Here is a 16,154-nt window from a genome sequence, read left to right on the forward strand (position 1 = left end):
GCTTGCGAAGGCGGCGGCCGAGTGGCCCGTTGGCAGGCTGGGCAGTGGCCTGAATTTACCGCGTACGCTGCGCGGACCGCGCCCACCGCCCGGTGTTGGGACCGCGCCAGGCCTCAGCGCCCCTTCCCAGCCAGCCACGCCCAGCGCAGCGCGTCCTGCGACGCCGGAGGCAGCACGCCCAGGCGCACGGTGCCGGGCAGGCCGAACGAGCGGCAGTCGCGCACCTGGATGCCGTGCGTGCGCAGGTGCCGCACAGCGGCCTGCACACCAGCCGCGGGAACCTGGGCACAGAAATAGTTGGCCTGACTGCCAGTCACCACGGCCCAGCCGAGGTCGGCGCACAGCGCCTGCTGGCGCGCCTTCCAGTCGCGCAGCACGGGCAGGCAGTGGGCCAGCCAATGCTGGGTGGCGGGATCGGCCCAGCAGTCCAGCAAGGCGACGCCGTGCGCGCCGACGAGCCACGATGGCGCCAGGGCATGGAGCGCGGCCACATCGGCGTCCGCACCGGGCGGCGCAATCGCGTAGGCGGCGCGCACGCCGGTCAGGCCCAGCGCCTTGTTGGGCGTCCAGAACTGCCACGTGGCCAGGCCGGTGTCCGGCACCTCCCAGGCGCGGGGGCCGGCAACGCCGTGTCCGGTGTGCAGGCGCAGCGGCGCATAAGCGCAGTCGAGCACGCGCAGGGCACCGGCCGCCGCGTGTTCGGACGCCCCAGAGCGCGCGCCGCGCCACGCGGCCCATGCCGGGTCGGCGCCGCCGAGCGGACTCGACGGATCGCACGCCCAGTGCAGGCCGGCTGCGGCGTGGCCGGCGTCAGCCGGCCGCAACAGCCGCAGGCCGCGCGCCTGCGCCGCCTGGGCGTAGTCGCCATAGCTGTGCGCCGGCAGCGCCACGGCGCGCACGCCGCGCTGCGCCGCCAGAGCGGTCACGCGGTGGATGAACTCGCTGGCGCTGGCGGCCAGCACGATGCGCGCCGGCGCCACGCCGTGAAAGGCCGCCAGGCGCGCGCGCAGGTGGGTGTAGGCCGGGTCGGGGTAGCGCGTGGCGTCGGCCTGCTGCACGGCGGCGAGCGCCTGCGGGCACGGGCCGCAGGCGTTGCTGTTGGTGGAGAAGTCGTGCCGCGCCGCACCCAGCGCGTCGGGGCCGCCGTGCACGGGCTGCGCTGGGGCCAGCGCGCCGGGCATGTCGGGTTCTTGCGCCAGATCAGCCATGGTGCAGCATCCCAATAACTATCAAAACAAGAGCTGTCAGCGCAAGCAGGACAAGCGCTAGAGCCACTTTTGACACCAATGCTTGCGCCCGCTGCGCATCGCCTTGCGTGGGCGCACGCCCGGTCGCGTGCAGGCAGTACGCGCCCGGCTTGGACAGGCGCACGCCGAGCGCCAGCGCCATCGCCGCCATCGGCCAGCCGCTGTTGGGCGAGGGCGTGCGCCGCGCCTCGCGCGCCAGCGCACGCAGCGGCACGCCGCCGGCGGCCAGGGCCAGCAGCAGCGCGGTCAGGCGCGCCGGCAGCCACGACAGCGCGTCGTCGGCGCGCGCGGCCCATTTGCCGGCCCACTGCCAGTAGCGCCCGCCGCGCAGGCCGGGGTAGCCCCACATGGCGTCGGCGGTGTTGGCCAGGCGGTACAGCGCGGCGCCCGGCAGGCCGAGCAGCACGAACCAGAACAGCGGCGCGACCACCGAGTCGTTGAGGTTCTCGGCGAGCGACTCGATGGCGCTCTGGCGCACCTCGTCGGCACTCAACTGCGCGACGTCGCGGCTGACCAGCCAGGCCAGCCGCGCACGCCCGGCGCCGAGCGATTCTCCCAGCGCCGCCTCGACGGCGCGCACCTCGCTTTGCAGCAGCGCCAGCGCCAGCAGCGGCTTGAGCAGCAGCCCCAGCAGCAGCGCGGTCAGGCCGCAGCGCGCCGCGGCCTGCAGCGCACCGGCGGGCGGCACGGGCACCCAAGCGCCCAGCACGGCCGCCTGCAGCAGCACGGAAACGACTAAAACCATAGCAGCCAGCGCAGACCAGGCAAGGGCTGCAAGCCAAAAACACTTCCAGTCACGGCCCGTGGCGGCGGCCGGTGCAATGCGCTGGTCCAGTGCGCCCAGCGCGCGGCCCATCCACACGACCGGGTGCCAGCGCGCGGGCGGCTCCCCCCAGCGCGCGTCCACCGCCAGCGCCACCAGCAGCGCCAGCAGCACGCAGGCGGCGCCCGGCAGCGGCTGTGCGGCCAGCGGGTGCAGCAGCGCAAATAGGTCCATTCAATGCCTTGGGACGACGGCGGGCTCGTTCATGCCGTCTCAGTCCTCGATGCCGCGCTGCGCCGGAATGCCGGCCTGGAAGGCGTGCTTAACCAGCGCCATCTCGGTCACGGTGTCGGCCAGTTCGATGATCTCCGGCGGGCAGCGCCGGCCCGTGAGCACCACGTGTACGTCCTTGGGGCGGCTGCGCAGCGTCTCCAGCACGGGTTCGAGCGGCAGCCAGCCATAGATCAGCGGGTAGGTGATTTCGTCGAGCACAACCAGGAAATGCCCGCCCGCGAGGATCGCCGCGCGCGCCTTCTCCCAGCCGTCGCGCGCGAGCTGCGCCGAGTGCTCCAGGTCCTGGCTCTTCCAGCTGAAGCCGTCGCCCAGGCCCTCGATGGGGATGCCGATCTGTTCGAACATGCGGTGCTCGCCAAAGCGCGCCGTCGGCACCTTCATGAACTGGAAAATCTTCACGGCCTTGCCACGCCCGTGCGCGCGCAGCGCCAGGCCGAACGCGGCCGTGCTCTTGCCCTTGCCGTTCCCGGTGTGGACGATGACCAGGCCGCGGCGTTCGCCCTCGGGCTTGTCGTAGGGCTTGGCTTGGGGTGGGGTTTCAATCTGCATCGGGGACTCTCCAAAAAACAGCGGGCGCACGCACGGCCAAGGCCGGCGCCGCCCCAAAAAATCAGGGCGGTGCGCCCGCGCTCTGCAGCTGGGGCAGCGCCACCCACTGCCCGGCGACCGCATGGATCGCAATGCGCTGGTCGAACACGCGCTCGAGCGCGCGGTGCGTGGCCGCATCGCCCGCCGCGCCATGGTGCTGCACGCGCCCGCCGGCCAGCACCACCACGTCGTCGGCGTGCAGCGCCATCGACAGCTCGTGCAGCACGCTGACCACCGTCGTGCCCTGCGCCGCGAGCGCGCGCGCCAGCAGCAGCCAGTCGGCCTGGTGCGGCGGGTCGAGGTTGGCCAGCGGTTCGTCCATCAGCAGCACCTGCGCCTGCACCGCAAGGGCGCGGGCCAGCAGCACGCGCTGGCGCTCGCCGCCCGAGAGCTGGCCGAGCGCGCGCGCGCGCCAGTCCCAGGCCTGCGTCGCGCGCAGCGCCTGCTCGACCGCGGCGTGGTCGGCGCGGCCCGGCGGCGCCATCCAGCCCTGGTGCGGCAGGCGCCCGAGCATGGCGACGTCGTACACCGTGAGGTCGTCGGCCGCGCTTTCGTTCTGGCCCAGCCACGACAAGGCGCGCGCGCGCTCGCGCCGGCTCCAGGCGTGCAGCGGGCGGCCGAGCAACTGCACCGGGCCGCTGCTCGGCAGCAGGCCGGCCAGTGCCTTGAGCAGGGTCGATTTGCCGGCGCCGTTGGGGCCGACGATGCTGGTCCAGCGGCCTGCGCGCAGCTGCAAGTCCACGCTGTGCAATACCGGCTTGCTTCCGAGGCTGACGCTTACCTGGCTTGCACTGAAAGCCATCATTTCAGGAGTATTCCGAGCGCTCACAGCAGCCCCCCGGGCGCCGTGCGCCGGTGCATGAGCCACAGCAGGTAGCCGCCGCCGAGCACCGCCGTGAGCACGCCCACGGGCAGCTCTTGCGGCGCGACCAGGCCGCGCGCCAGCAGGTCGGCCGCGCACAGCAGCACGCCGCCCATCAGGCTCGAGAGCGCCATCAGCCGCCCATGCGGCACCGACACCGCCGCGCGCACCAGGTGCGGCGCGGCCAGGCCGACGAAGGCCACCAGCCCGGTCTGCGCCACGGCCGTGCCGGTGGCCAGCGCGATCACCGCCACCAGCGCGGCGCGCAGCGGCGCCAGCGGCAGGCCCAGGCTGAGCGCCGTGGCTTCGCCGAGCGCCAGGCCGTCGAGCGCGCGCGCCAGCGCCCACGCCGCCATCTGGCACAGCGCCCACACCGCCGCCATCAGCGCGCAGGCGCTCCAGCCGACAAAGCCGGTCGAACCGAGCAGGAAGGCCTGCATGGCCTGCAGCGAATCGGGCGACAGCAGGAGGATCAGCGAGGTGAATGCACCGAGCACCACGCCCACGATCACGCCGGCCAGCAACAGGCGCAGCGTGTGCTGCACGCCGCGCGCCAGCGCCAGCGTCAGCAGCACCGCCAGCACCGCGCCCACAAAAGCCGCACCCGTCAGGCCCAGGCGCACCAGCCAGTGGCTCGAGAACACCGACACCGGCGCACCGCCCGCCAGGCCGGCCACGCCGCCCACCAGGGCCAGCGCGAGCGCGACGCCCAGCGAAGCGCCCGAGGCGCTGCCGAGCAGGTACGGATCGGCCAGCGGGTTGCGGAACAGCCCCTGCGCCACGGCGCCGGCCAGGCCCAGCAGCGCGCCGGCCATCCAGGCGCCGAGCGTGCGCGGCAGGCGGATCTCCCAGACGATCTGCTGCGCCATGGCGCGCACGGACGGCTCGGCGTCGCGCCCCCACAGCGCTGGCCAGAGGTTTTCGAGGCCCGTGCTGCCCACGCCCGTGCCCAGCAGCACCAGCAGCAGCGAAACCAGCAGCAGGCCCAGGGCCAGCCAGCCGCCGCGCCCGGCGCCCCCATGGGCCGCGCGCTTCATGGCCGCACCGCCCCGGGCGGCGCCTTGCGCGCCAGGCACTGCGCCATCAGGCGCGCGGCCTCGGCCATGCGCGGGCCGGGGCGGATCAGCACGTCGCTCTGCGCGGCGTCGAACACGCAGATGCGCTGCTCGCGCACGGCGCGGATGCCCTGCCAGCCCGGGCGATCGGCCATGCCTCCGGCGCTGCGCGCGCCGACCATGATGAGGTCGGGGTTGGCGCGCACCACGAATTCTGGGTTGAGCTTGGGGAAAGGCCCGAGCTGCGCGGGCACGATGTTCTGCGCACCCAGACGCGCCAGCGTCTCGCCGATGAACGAGGTGGTGCCGGCGCCATATGGGGTGGGGCTGACCTCGTAGTACACGCGCGTGCTGCGCACGGTGGACGGCAGCGATTGCGCCGCGGCGGCCACGCCGGCATCGATCGCGCGCCAGACCTGCTGCGCATCGGGCACGGCGAGCAACTGCCCCAGCTTGCCGAGCACGCGCTGCACGTCGGCGTGGGTCTTGGGCTCGAGCGCGACCACCGTGAGGCCCAGCGATTCGAGCCGCGCAATGGCGCGCGACGAGGTGGCAGCCAGCACCACGTCCGGGCGCAGCGCGACGATGGCCTCGATGCTCGGGTCGATGCCGCCGCCCACCTTGGGCAGGGCCTCGACGCTGTCCGGCCAGTTCGAATAGCGGTCGACCCCCACCAAGCGCTGGCACTGGCCGAGCGCGCACACGGTTTCGGTCAGCGAGGGCAGCAGGCTGACGATGCGCTGCGGCGGCTGCGCCAGGTGCACGGCGCGGCCCCGGTCGTCGGTGAGCTGCACCGGCTGTGCGTTCGCCAGCGTCGCCATGGCCAACAGCAGCACCAGCAGGACGGCCACCACCGCGACGATGCGCAGCACAGGGGTCGGTTTCATCAGAGGGATTCCTTCAAGCTCAGTGGCAGGCCCGCCGCCATCAGTGTGACGCGGCTGCAGGCGTGCGCCACCTGCTGGTTCAGTGTGCCCAGCGCATCGACAAAGGCGCGCACCTCGCGCCCGAGCGGAATGACGCCCAGGCCGATCTCGTTGCCCACCAGCACCACGGGCCCGGGGGCCTGCTCCAATGCTTCCAAAAACAGAGCTGCCTGCGCTTTCCAGCCGTGCGTTTGCGCCTGTTTTGGCTCCAAATCGGGGGCCGGCATGGTCCAGTTGGTCAGCCACAGCGTCAGGCAGTCGATGAGCACCAGCGTGCCCGGCGCGCTGTGCCGGCACAGCGCGGCGGCCAGGTCGAGCGGCTCTTCGAGCGTGTGCAAGCCGGGCACGCGCGCGGCGCGGTCGCTCTGGTGGCGCGCGATGCGCGCGCGCATCTCGCCGTCCCAGGGCTGGGCCGTGGCCAGCAGCAGCGCGCGGCGATCGGGCGCCTGCGCCAGCCAGTGCGCGGCCAGCAGCTCGGCGCGGCGCGACTTGCCGCTTTTCTGGCCGCCCAGGATGAGTTCGCTGCGGGCCATCGACAGGGTCATGGGGCCTCCGCCACCACCGGCCCGCCCAGCAGCGCCGCCACGGCAGCGGGGCTGGAGGGGAACCAGGCGTGGAAGTAACTGGCATGGATGCTGCCATGCCGGTACAGCGCCTCGCCCGCGCCGGGCGCGCTGGCCTCGCCAGGCCGCGCCGTGCGGGCCACTTCAGGCGCGCCACTGGCCAGCGTCGAATAATGGAACGTGTGGCCGCGCAGCACCTGGCCGCCCCAGTCGAGCTGCTGCGGCCCGAGCCCGGCCAGGCGCCGCTGGAGGGTCGCCGCGCCGGGCAGCAGTCCCCACAGCGGCTGGCAGGCGCCGTCGGCCTGCGTGATGGATTCGCACAGCGCCATCATGCCGCCGCATTCGGCCCACACCGGCTTGCCGGCAGCCACATGGGCCTGCAGGCTGGCGCGCAGCGGGGCGTTGGCCGCGAGCTGCTGCGCATGCAGTTCGGGGTAGCCGCCAGGCAGCCACAGCGCGTCGCAGGGCGGCAGCGCGGCATCCATCAGCGGCGAGAAAAACACCACCTGCGCGCCCATGCGCCGCAAGCAGTCGATGTTGGCGTCGTAGATGAAGCAGAACGCCGCATCGCGCGCCACGGCCACGGTGCGGCCCTGCAGCAGCGGGGCTTCGGGCGCATCGGCGGCTGGGTCAGGCGCCGCAAAATCCACCGACCAGCGCGCCTGCCAGTCTGCCAGCGCCATCTGCCCGAGCGGCGTGGCGGCCAGCGCGTCGGCGGCGGCGTCCAGGCGCGCCATGCCGTCGGGCAGCTCTTGCGCGCTGACCAGGCCCAGGTGGCGCTCGGGCAACAAGCCCGCAGCCTTGCCGGCCTGGGGGCCAGCGGCGCCGTCCACCGACACGCGCACCAGCGCGCCCAGCCAGGGTGCGCTCTCGCGCAGGCCGTCCTCCAGCATCTGCGCGTGGCGGCTGCTGGCCACGCGGTTGGCCAGCACGCCGGCCCAGCGCAGGCCGGGCCGGTAATGCTGCAGGCCGAACGCCAGCGCACCGAAGGTGCCGGCCATGGCCGAGGCGTCGACCACGGCGAGCACCGGCAGGCCCAGGCGCTCGGCCAGGTCGGCGGCGCTGGGTGCACCGTCGAACAGGCCCATCACGCCCTCGACCAGGATCAGGTCGCACTCCTGGGCGGCGGCGTGCAGGCGCGCACGCGCGTCGGCCTCGCCGGTCATCCACAGGTCGAGCTGGTGCACCGGCGCGCCGCTGGCGAGCTGGTGCCAGTGCGGGTCGAGAAAATCGGGTCCGTACTTGAACACGCGCACGCGCCGGCCTTGCCGCGTGTGCATCCGCGCCAGCGCCGCCGTGACGGTGGTCTTGCCCTGGCCCGAGGCCGGGGCCGTGACCAGCACGGCCGGGCAGCGCGCGGATGGCAGGCTCACAGCTGCGGCGCCCACTTCAGGCCGACGAAAAGCGTGCGGCCCGGGGTCACATAGGTGCGGGCCAGTTCGTAGACCTTGTCGGACAGGTTGTCGACCCGCGCCAGCAGCGTGAATTCGCGCGCCACGCGCTTGCTGGCGTAAAGGCTGACGAGGCCATAGCCGCCGAGCACGTTGGTGTTGGCGGCGTTGTCGAAGCGCTGGCCCGATGCCTGGACTTCGGCACCCAGCGTCCAGCCCGCCACCAGGGTGTCGGCGCCGAAGGTGGCGTGGTGCTTGGCGCGGCGCGCCACCAGCTTGCCGGTGTCGAGGTCGCGCGGGCGCTGCCAGTCGATCGAGCCGCGCAATTGCACGCCCGCGAGCTTGTAGGCGCCCGCGAGCGTCACGCCCTTGTATTCCGCGCGCGCCGTATTCTCGTAGCAGCCGAAGCTGCTGGCACACGGGCCGGGGGCACCGAAGCTGATCAGGTTCTGCACGCGGTTGCGGTAGGCCACCACCGAGAAGCTGTTGCTGCCCTGGGCCCAGCGCAGACCCAGTTCGGCATTGCGGCTGCTCTCGGGCACCAGTGTGGCCACGCCGTACTCGCTGAAGCGCTGGTACAGCGTGGGCGCACGGAAGGCCGTGCCCGCCGAGGCCGTCGCGCGCCACGCCGGCGTGAGGGCGTAGCCGTAGGCCACGCTGCCTGTGCCCTTGCCGCCAAACTCGCTGTCGGAATCGTGGCGCACATTCAACTGCAGCGTGTGGCCGCCCGCGTTGAAGCCATATCCCAGCGCCAGCGCGTCCTGCGAGCGCCCCTGGTCGATGGGCGCGTTGACCAGGTGGTCCTCGCGGCGCTCCAGCGCGGCGGTGAAAAGGTGCGCGCCCACGCGGTATTCGTTCTGCCACAGGTAGCCACGCAACCGGGTCTCGGTCAGGTAGGGCGAGGGCGTGGTTTCATAGCGGCTCATCGAATCCGTAACGGACAGACGCGAATTGAAGGCCTCGGTCCACTGCGCCGACCAGGTCAGGCCCGCCGTGCGCATGCGGTTGTGGTTGCGGTCGTCCACCGGGGAGGGCGACACGTCGAAGCCCGACTCCAGCCGGTTGGCCACCAGCGTGGCGTCGAGCCGGTGGCGCGCATTGACCTTGAACCCCAGCCGCGCATGGCCCGCCGTAGAGGAATAGCCGTCTCTGTCGGGGTTGTGGCCGGCATTGTTGCGGATGTCGTAGCCATCGCTTTGCTCGCGCGTGATGCCCAGCGCATAGTCGAACGCGCCGCCCTCGCCCGCGGAACCGCTCACGCCCGCCTCGATCCTGCGCAGGTTGTCGGTGCCTAAGCCGATGCCCACGTAGGGGGCTGCCGGGCCTTCGCCCTTGCGCGTGAACAGCTGGATCACGCCGCCGATGGCGTCCGAGCCATACACGGCGGCGGCCGGGCCGCGCAGCACCTCGATACGGTCGATTTGCGACAGCGGGATCTGCTCCCACACCGCGCCTCCCGTGGACTGCGAGTCCACGCGCACGCCGTCGATGTAGACCGCGGTGAAGCGCCCCTCGGCGCCTCGCAGGAACACGTTCGACGCGTTGCCCACGCCCCCGCTGCGCGAGATCTCCACGCCGGGCAGGCGTGCGAGCACGTCGACCAAGCCGGTGGCGCCGCTGTTGTCGATCGTTTCGCGGTCCACGATGGACACATCGGCCACCAGGTCGGACAGTGGCTGCGCTGTGCGCGTGGCGGTCACCACGGTCTCGCGCAGCGCGGGCACATGGGTGTTTTGTGCCAACTGCACGGGCGCGGGCTGCTGCGCCAAAACAGGCAGCGCAGCCGCCACGGCCAGGGCCAGAACAGCGGGACGCAGGCAGGCAGGTGCGGCACGGCGCGCACGGATGGAAGAAATCGTCATGGGATGCAGGTCAACAAAAAAACCCGTGCCGGCTTCCCCGCCGGCATGTGGGCGATACGGCTGCGGCGCCCAGGAAGGCGCGCGCAACCACGGTGTTGGCCGGTATCCGGGCTGGCGGAGCACCCTCCACAGCCTTCCCAGGCGCTTGTTCAAGGCGCCCAGTGGCATGTGTGTGGAGAGAGAATCGGGGTGGATTCGTCCGCTGACCGTTGCGGGGGCAGCGCAGGCTCGGCTGCACCGCGACCGGTACCTCCTTCCTGCTTCCCGTTGAACTGCAGCGTGTGAACCACGCCGCGAGCACCAACGCCGGCGATTTTACGGCGCTTTGCGCGGCCCACCCTACAATTGGCTGCAGCATGGACTCCACGCCCCCCACCCACCCCATTGAACAGATTGCACAGCGCGTCGAGCGGCTGCTGCAACAGCACGCGGAACTGCAGCGCAGCAACGAACTGCTGTCTGCCCAGGTTGCCGCCCTCAGCCAGGAACGCGATTCGCTGAAGTCGCGCCTGAAAGCCGCCCGCGCCCGCGTGGACGCCTTGATCGAACGCCTGCCGCCCACGCCAAAGGATGCCGAATGAAGCAAATCGAGGTGCAGATCATGCAGCAAAGCTACCTGCTGGGCTGCCCCGAGGGGCGCGAGGCGCGCCTGCTCGAAGCGGTGGAGCGCGTGGACACCGCGATGACCCGCATCCGCGACGCCGGCAAGGTGCGCGCGCGTGAGCGCATCGCGGTGCTGGCCGCGCTGAACATGGCGTTCGAGCTGGCCGACCACGAAGCGCAGAGCCTGACCTCTGCGGCGGCCACGGCTACGCCCCCCGCTGCTGCCTCCAACCCGGACGGATGCGACATGCAGCAACTGCGGTCGTTGGTGCAGCGCCTGGACCAGGCGCTGGGCGAGCAGGGCAAGCTGCTCTAGCCCTGCCATGCGGCGCGCAAGCGCCTACAATGGAGGTGTCTGCGGTGCTGCCGGGCTTTATATTTCCTTGAACCAATGCTCATTGAGCACGGGCTTGGTACATCGCCCGGTGAGCGTGATCATCTCGCGTCAGATGAACCCAACGCCTGGCTGCCCTCGCCCACCTGAACCCCCGGTTCAGGATGCCGGTCCGGTGGCATTCGCAGACACCTTTTTCTCTACAGCGCGCCCCCAGGGCGCGCTGTTTTTTTGAAGCGTACCTCTCCATGCTCAGCACTCTCCTGATCGTCCAGCTCGCCGCCCTGGGTCTGACCACCGGATTCTTGGCCGGTCTGCTCGGCATCGGCGGCGGCATGCTGTTGGTGCCCTTCCTGACCTACCTGCTGGGCCTGCAGCAGGTGGCGCCCGGTCTGGCGGTCAAGATGGCCATTGCCACGTCCATGGCCACCATCATGTTCACCTCGATTTCCAGCGTGCGCGCCCACCACCGGCGCGGCGCGGTGCGCTGGGATCTGGTGTGGCGCCTCGCTCCGGGCATCGTCGCGGGCGGCATGCTGGCGAGCCTGGGGGTTTTTGCGCTGCTCAAAGGCTCGTTCCTGGCCCTGTTTTTCGGCCTGTTTGTCAGCTTCTCTGCATTCCAGATGTTTGTGGACCGCAAACCCGCCCCCACGCGGCAGATGCCCGGGGCCGGTGGCCAGGTGGCCGCGGGCGGCGTGATCGGCTTTCTGTCGGGGCTGGTGGGCGCGGGGGGCGGCTTTGTCAGCGTGCCGTTCATGGCCTGGTGCAATGTGCCCATCCACCACGCGGTGGCCACCAGCGCGGCACTGGGTTTTCCGATCGCGCTGTCGAACGTGGTGGGCTACGTGGTCGCGGGGCAGTCTGTGCCAGGGCTGCCGCCGGCGTCGTTCGGCTATGTCTGGCTGCCCGCGCTGGGGGTGATTGCATCGTGCAGCGTGTTGACAGCACCTTTGGGCGCACGGGCTGCGCACCGGCTGCCGGTCAAGCAGCTCAAGCGCGTTTTTGCGAGTTTGCTGCTGGGACTCGCCGCTTACATGCTCTGGAAAGGCCTCATGGCAGGCTGAGGGGCAACCCAGCCACCGCGTGGCCCTGCGGCAGCCCCTTCTTGAAGGCCGCAGCCTTGAGCAAATGCCCGAAATCGGCGGCAGTGACCGCGGGGGAGTACAAGAACCCCTGGTAGTGGTCGCACTGCAGTTGCTGCAGCACGGCTCTCTGCGCTTCGGTTTCCACGCCCTCGGCCACCACCTGCATGCGCAAGGCGCGCCCCATGTGGGCAATGGCGGTGACGATGGCCAGGTCGCCTTCGTCGTTCGGCAGACCGCGCACAAAGGACTGGTCCACCTTGAGCTTGCGGATGGGCAGCTTCTTGAGGTAGGCCAGACTCGAATACCCTGTGCCGAAATCGTCGATAGCCAGGGCCACGCCCAGCGCCGCAACGGCAGCCAGGCGCTGCGCCGCCTCTTGCGCGTCCTGCAGCAGGATCGACTCGGTCAGTTCCAGCTCCAGCAAGGATGGCGGCAGCGCATACAGGGCCAAGAGATGGGTCAGGCGCTCGACAAAGTCAGGCTGGCGGAACTCCAGCGCCGACACGTTGACCGACACCGGAAGCGGCGTGCCCGCATGCATCCAGCGCGCCGACTGCTGCACGGCCTGCGCCAGCACCCAGGCCCCCAGCGTGACGATGTAGCCCGACTCCTCGGCCAGCGGCACAAAGACGCCCGGCGAGATGGGCCCCAGCTCGGGATCGGTCCAGCGCAGCAGGGCCTCGGCGCCCACGATGCGGCCCGACTCCATGTGGATCTGTGGCTGGTAATGCACGGCCATGCACTGCCGGTCGAGCGCCTGGCGCATCGCATGCTCAAGCTTCATGCGCGAGAGCAGATTGGCATTCATCTGCGGCTGGTAGAAGCCGTAGTTTCCACGTCCACGCTCCTTGACGCGGTACATGGCACTGTCGGCATGCTTGATCAGGTCGTCGAGGCCATCGCCGTCTTGCGGGTACATCGCGACCCCCATGCTGCACTGGATCGAAAACCCCATGCCATCCAGCGTGAAAGGCCGGCGCATCTCATCGAGCATGCGCCGCGCGACCATCTCGGCCACGTCGGCATTGCCACCATGCAGGTAGACCAAAAACTCATCGCCACCGAGGCGGCACAGCATGTCCGCCTGGCGCAAGCAGGATTGCAGCCGGGCCGCGACCAGTTGCAAGACCCGGTCGCCAAACGCATGGCCCAGCGAGTCGTTGATGACCTTGAACCTGTCCAGGTCCAGAAACAGCACGGCAAAGCGTGCCGCTCCGGGCAGCGACGATCGCAGCACATCTTCCACGCGCCGCGACAGCAATAGCCGGTTGGGCAAGCCGGTCAGCACATCGCTGTAAGCGAGCTCATCGATGCGTTTTTGCGCGGCATGCTGCTCGGTGAGGTCGCGCATGAAGCCAATGCTTTGCTTCAGGCTCCCGCCTTCGCCGCGCAGCGGCACCCACGACAGGTGGACGGCGCAGCCCGCACCGCTGGCACGCGCAACCACCAGATCGCCACGCCAGACGCCGTCACCCTGCCACTGTGCCAGTGCCTGGGACAGCAGGCGTTCACCGTTCTCGCGGCCAAAGAGTGCAGCGACAGCGCTCCCCTGCAGCTGCTGCGCCCCACTCCCGAGCAGGCGCTCGCACGCCGGGTTGAGGCGCAGCAGACGGTGCATGTCGTCGGCGATGAAAATCGCATCGGGGCTGCAGTCGAACACCGTGGACGCCAGCCGCAGTCCCGCCTGCGCCTCGACCTCGTCCGTGATGTCCCGGAATGAATAGACCCGGCCCATGACGGTGCCGCGGTGCATTTGCGGCACACTGCGCCGCTCCAGCACCTGGCCGCTGCGCAGCAAGAGGATGTCGCTGCTGTGCTCTTGCGGCGCATGGGCGATGGCGCTCAAACGTTCCAGATAGACACTTGGGTCGAGCACGCCCTCGGCCATGAAAGCGTGCACGGCCGCATCGTTGCGCTGCATGAGCAGGCTCTGCGGCATGCCCCAGATGCAGGCCAGCCGCTGATTGAAGGCGCGCACACCGCCGGCCAGGTCGCACACCAGCATGCCGTCGGCAGCAGAGTCCAGGGTGGCCCGCAGCTGTGACAGCAAGCTCTCCAGCTCGCGCTCCGTGGCTTGCTGGGCACTGCAGTCGCGCATGGTCATGAGCAATGCCGCGCCAGGTTCAAGCATGGCGAACGCACCCACCTTGCGCTCCACGGACACCAGGGCTCCATCGGCGCGCAGCAGGCTGGAGAAAGAATGGATGCCCTGCGCCAGGACATGCGACGGTTCGGCCCAGAAACACTGGTCCTCAGGCGTTGCCGCCAGGCGCATGACCGAGATGCCTTTCAAATCGCCGCGCGGCATGCCCACCAGGCGCGCGGCGCTCAGGTTGGCAAAAAGAAGCGTGCGGGATGGCACGTCCACCACCCAGACGGCCTCCTGCAAGCCGTCGAAAGCCGACTGCCACAGGGCATCGCGTGCCGTGGCACTCACAGATCCGCTCCGTGCGAACCCGTGTCCACGGCTCTGTCAAAGAAGTAGCAAATGCGCTCCCGCGGCGACAGATAGTCGAGCGCCGCACGTGGCAGTTGCGCGGGCTTGAGACTGCGTCGGATGCCCAGCTCGGGAACGCTTTCGAGATCGAGTACCGGCGCCTGGCCCTGGGGCACGCGCGGATCGTGCACCATCACCTTGGGACGCAGCGGGCGCGAGGAATTGACGGAAAGCACGATGGCAAACTGGTCGTTGACCAGTTGCACGATGGAGCCTGGTGGATACACCCCCATCATGCGGATGAAAGCCCCCAACGTGACTGCTTCGAATTGGCCCTTGAACTGCGCAAACAGCACCGACAGTGCTTCATGGGGCGTCAGCGCATCGGCCGCCCGCGCAGGGTTGCACAGGCCATCGTAGCGGTTCACCAGGGCCAGGATGCGCCCCGCCTTCCCCATGTCGTCGCCCAGCAGATGCAATGGGAAGCCGCTGCCATCGGCCATCTCGTGGTGCTGTGCGATGGCCGTCAGCACGGCGCTGGAGAAACCCATGCGCTGCGCCAAGGCCACCGACTTGCCCACATGCGACTGGTAAAGCGCCAGTTCGGCGGCAGACAGGATTTCGGGTGTCCAGACGCCCTTTTGGCGCAGGTGCATCTTGCCCAGGTCATGGAGCAGTGCCGCCAGCCCCAAATCCTGAAGCTCCTCAGCGGCCATGCCCTGCGCCTTGCCCAGCAGCAAACTGAGCACCATTACGTTGACCGGGTGCAATGCGCTGCGCTCACCCACCCCCTCAGAAAGGAGACGGATGACGGAATCGCCGCTGTGCAGCAGCGCATCAACACACTCTAATACCAATTCCCGACTGGTGTCGCGTGCATAGCTGATGTTGTCGGCAGCCGCAGCCACCAGCGCGCAGTAGCGCTGGGTCGCCACCATGAAACGCTGATCGCAGCGCGCGAGGCTTTGCCGGTACGCGCTCGGGCCGCTCGCCTGTGCCGAAGGGTCTACAGCGCCAGCGATGGGCGAGGACACCTGAGCTTCTGGCATTGCGTCGCCGCGTTCGAGGCCGGCGGAACCCACTTTTTCTAAGACATTCTCGTTCGGGAAAAGGTCGCCTTTTTCAGGAAAATACCGCACCTTCTCGAGCCCGAGGCTGCGAAGTGTATCGATCTGCGCTGAAGATGAAATCCGGAAACTGCTCACCGGAAAGGGATGGTGCATCCAGCCGATGTCAAGCTGGACAAACATGCCAACGCGCAGCTGAGCGGGATCGATAAGGAGGGAATTTTTCACTTCGGGGTGCCTGACGTCGAGGATTACACCCCACACGGTTTGGCCGCCATTATGGGTGTCATCTTGTAACGCTACCACAATGCGAGCATGCATTGTGCACGCCCTGCAGCCGCGCTAGCGGCACCACAGAGAAGGGCGATACACCAGGTCCATCCATAAAGCCCAGCTGGCCACGCCGCACAGCGCCACGCCCGCCAGCCGCGTGCCCCAGCTGGCGCGCGCGGCGTTAAGGCGCGCGCGCAGGCGCAGCCACAGCCAGGGGCCTGTCACCAGCCACACGCCGCTGCCGACGGCAAACAGCGCCATGGACAAAGCCCCCTGCAGGGCACCGCCACTGAGCGCGGCCACCAACAAAGCCGAATACAGCAAGCCACAAGGCATGAGCGCCCACGCGAACCCGGTCACGAACACCCCTCCGGGAGCGGCCACCACGGGGCGCACGCGCGCCCACACGGCGCGACCCGCGTCTTCCATCCACGCAGGCTGGCGCGCCTGCACCACCATCATCAGCCCCCAGGCCAGCACGGCGACGTGCAGCAGCGTCCAGACCGGGCGCAAGGCCATGGTCTGCTGCGTCATCCAGGCCAGGCTCTGCATCGCCATGGCCGCCACAGCCCCCGCGCTCGCATAGCCCGCCAAACGGCCACCATGGTAGGCCCACAGACGCCGGGCCTTCCCGCCCCTGCGCATCCACTGCAGCGGCTGCACGGTGCGCGGCTCGCTGGTCTGTGCCACATCCTCGCGGCCCATACCGGTCACCGCGCTGCAGGGGGCAGCACACATGGCAAGGCAGTGGGGCCCACCCACGAGCCCCATGACCAAAGCAGTCCAGGCGATAGAAGCAATCAT

General features: G+C 70.0%; 15 protein-coding genes and 1 riboswitch. Of the genes, 3 read left to right on the forward strand and 12 right to left on the reverse strand.

Features of this window, described 5'->3' with window-relative positions; genetic code table 11:
• Nucleotides 1-113: 113 nt before the first annotated feature.
• From B2J86_RS08395 to B2J86_RS08435, 9 genes are all read right to left on the reverse strand, one after another.
• Nucleotides 114-1,208 (reverse strand): aminotransferase class I/II-fold pyridoxal phosphate-dependent enzyme, encoded by a 1,095-nt coding sequence (locus B2J86_RS08395; protein ID WP_254068008.1) that lies wholly within the window; start codon nt 1,206-1,208, stop codon nt 114-116.
• Nucleotides 1,201-2,244, reverse strand: a complete 1,044-nt coding sequence (gene cbiB, locus B2J86_RS08400; protein ID WP_173025216.1) for an adenosylcobinamide-phosphate synthase CbiB — start codon at nt 2,242-2,244, stop codon at nt 1,201-1,203. The genes B2J86_RS08395 and cbiB overlap by 8 nt, the downstream gene beginning before the upstream one ends.
• A 39-nt stretch (nt 2,245-2,283) precedes the next feature.
• On the reverse strand, nt 2,284-2,853 hold the full coding sequence (gene cobO / locus B2J86_RS08405; protein WP_173025217.1) for a cob(I)yrinic acid a,c-diamide adenosyltransferase: 570 nt from the start codon (nt 2,851-2,853) through the stop codon (nt 2,284-2,286).
• Nucleotides 2,854-2,914: 61 nt separating this feature from the next.
• A complete protein-coding gene (locus B2J86_RS08410; protein WP_173025218.1) occupies nt 2,915-3,697 on the reverse strand; it encodes an ABC transporter ATP-binding protein in 783 nt (260 codons plus the stop codon).
• Between the two features lie 20 nt (nt 3,698-3,717).
• Nucleotides 3,718-4,791: an iron ABC transporter permease gene (locus B2J86_RS08415; protein ID WP_169168256.1), complete on the reverse strand. Its 1,074-nt coding sequence runs from the start codon at nt 4,789-4,791 to the stop codon at nt 3,718-3,720.
• Entirely contained in the window at nt 4,788-5,696 is a 909-nt protein-coding gene (locus tag B2J86_RS08420; RefSeq protein WP_173025219.1) for an ABC transporter substrate-binding protein, read from the reverse strand. The genes B2J86_RS08415 and B2J86_RS08420 overlap by 4 nt, the downstream gene beginning before the upstream one ends.
• Nucleotides 5,696-6,280 carry a bifunctional adenosylcobinamide kinase/adenosylcobinamide-phosphate guanylyltransferase gene (locus B2J86_RS08425; RefSeq protein WP_169168254.1) on the reverse strand — a complete coding sequence of 195 codons (585 nt, stop codon included), beginning with the start codon at nt 6,278-6,280 and terminating at the stop codon, nt 5,696-5,698. Before B2J86_RS08425 ends, B2J86_RS08420 begins: the two co-directional genes overlap by 1 nt.
• The gene (locus tag B2J86_RS08430) at nt 6,277-7,671 is read right to left on the reverse strand and encodes a cobyrinate a,c-diamide synthase (protein ID WP_371736305.1); all 1,395 of its coding nucleotides are present in this window, start codon (nt 7,669-7,671) and stop codon (nt 6,277-6,279) included. The genes B2J86_RS08425 and B2J86_RS08430 overlap by 4 nt, the downstream gene beginning before the upstream one ends.
• On the reverse strand, nt 7,668-9,551 hold the full coding sequence (locus B2J86_RS08435; protein ID WP_169635498.1) for a TonB-dependent receptor domain-containing protein: 1,884 nt from the start codon (nt 9,549-9,551) through the stop codon (nt 7,668-7,670). Before B2J86_RS08435 ends, B2J86_RS08430 begins: the two co-directional genes overlap by 4 nt.
• 79 nt (nt 9,552-9,630) lie before the next feature.
• Nucleotides 9,631-9,871: riboswitch (cobalamin riboswitch) on the reverse strand.
• A gap of 36 nt (nt 9,872-9,907) precedes the next feature.
• Between B2J86_RS08435 and B2J86_RS08440 the strand changes: the two genes are divergently transcribed.
• The 3 genes from B2J86_RS08440 (at nt 9,908) to B2J86_RS08450 (ending at nt 11,552) form a co-directional block, all read left to right on the forward strand.
• The gene (locus B2J86_RS08440; protein ID WP_169168314.1) at nt 9,908-10,132 is read left to right on the forward strand and encodes a DUF904 domain-containing protein; all 225 of its coding nucleotides are present in this window, start codon (nt 9,908-9,910) and stop codon (nt 10,130-10,132) included.
• Nucleotides 10,129-10,470: a cell division protein ZapA gene (locus B2J86_RS08445; protein WP_169168251.1), complete on the forward strand. Its 342-nt coding sequence runs from the start codon at nt 10,129-10,131 to the stop codon at nt 10,468-10,470. The genes B2J86_RS08440 and B2J86_RS08445 overlap by 4 nt, the downstream gene beginning before the upstream one ends.
• 266 nt (nt 10,471-10,736) lie before the next feature.
• A complete protein-coding gene (locus B2J86_RS08450) occupies nt 10,737-11,552 on the forward strand; it encodes a sulfite exporter TauE/SafE family protein (protein ID WP_169168250.1) in 816 nt (271 codons plus the stop codon).
• Here B2J86_RS08450 and B2J86_RS08455 read toward each other — a convergent pair.
• From B2J86_RS08455 to B2J86_RS08465, 3 genes are all read right to left on the reverse strand, one after another.
• Nucleotides 11,539-14,010, reverse strand: coding sequence for an EAL domain-containing protein (locus B2J86_RS08455; RefSeq protein ID WP_371736308.1), 2,472 nt, complete (start codon nt 14,008-14,010; stop codon nt 11,539-11,541). The genes B2J86_RS08450 and B2J86_RS08455 overlap by 14 nt on opposite strands.
• Nucleotides 14,007-15,305: an HD-GYP domain-containing protein gene (locus tag B2J86_RS08460; RefSeq protein WP_371736310.1), complete on the reverse strand. Its 1,299-nt coding sequence runs from the start codon at nt 15,303-15,305 to the stop codon at nt 14,007-14,009. Before B2J86_RS08460 ends, B2J86_RS08455 begins: the two co-directional genes overlap by 4 nt.
• Before the next feature lie 114 nt (nt 15,306-15,419).
• Entirely contained in the window at nt 15,420-16,154 is a 735-nt protein-coding gene (locus tag B2J86_RS08465) for a sulfite exporter TauE/SafE family protein (protein ID WP_169635495.1), read from the reverse strand.

The organism is Acidovorax sp. SRB_14 (assembly GCF_012932145.1).
Taxonomy (GTDB): domain Bacteria; phylum Pseudomonadota; class Gammaproteobacteria; order Burkholderiales; family Burkholderiaceae_C; genus Simplicispira.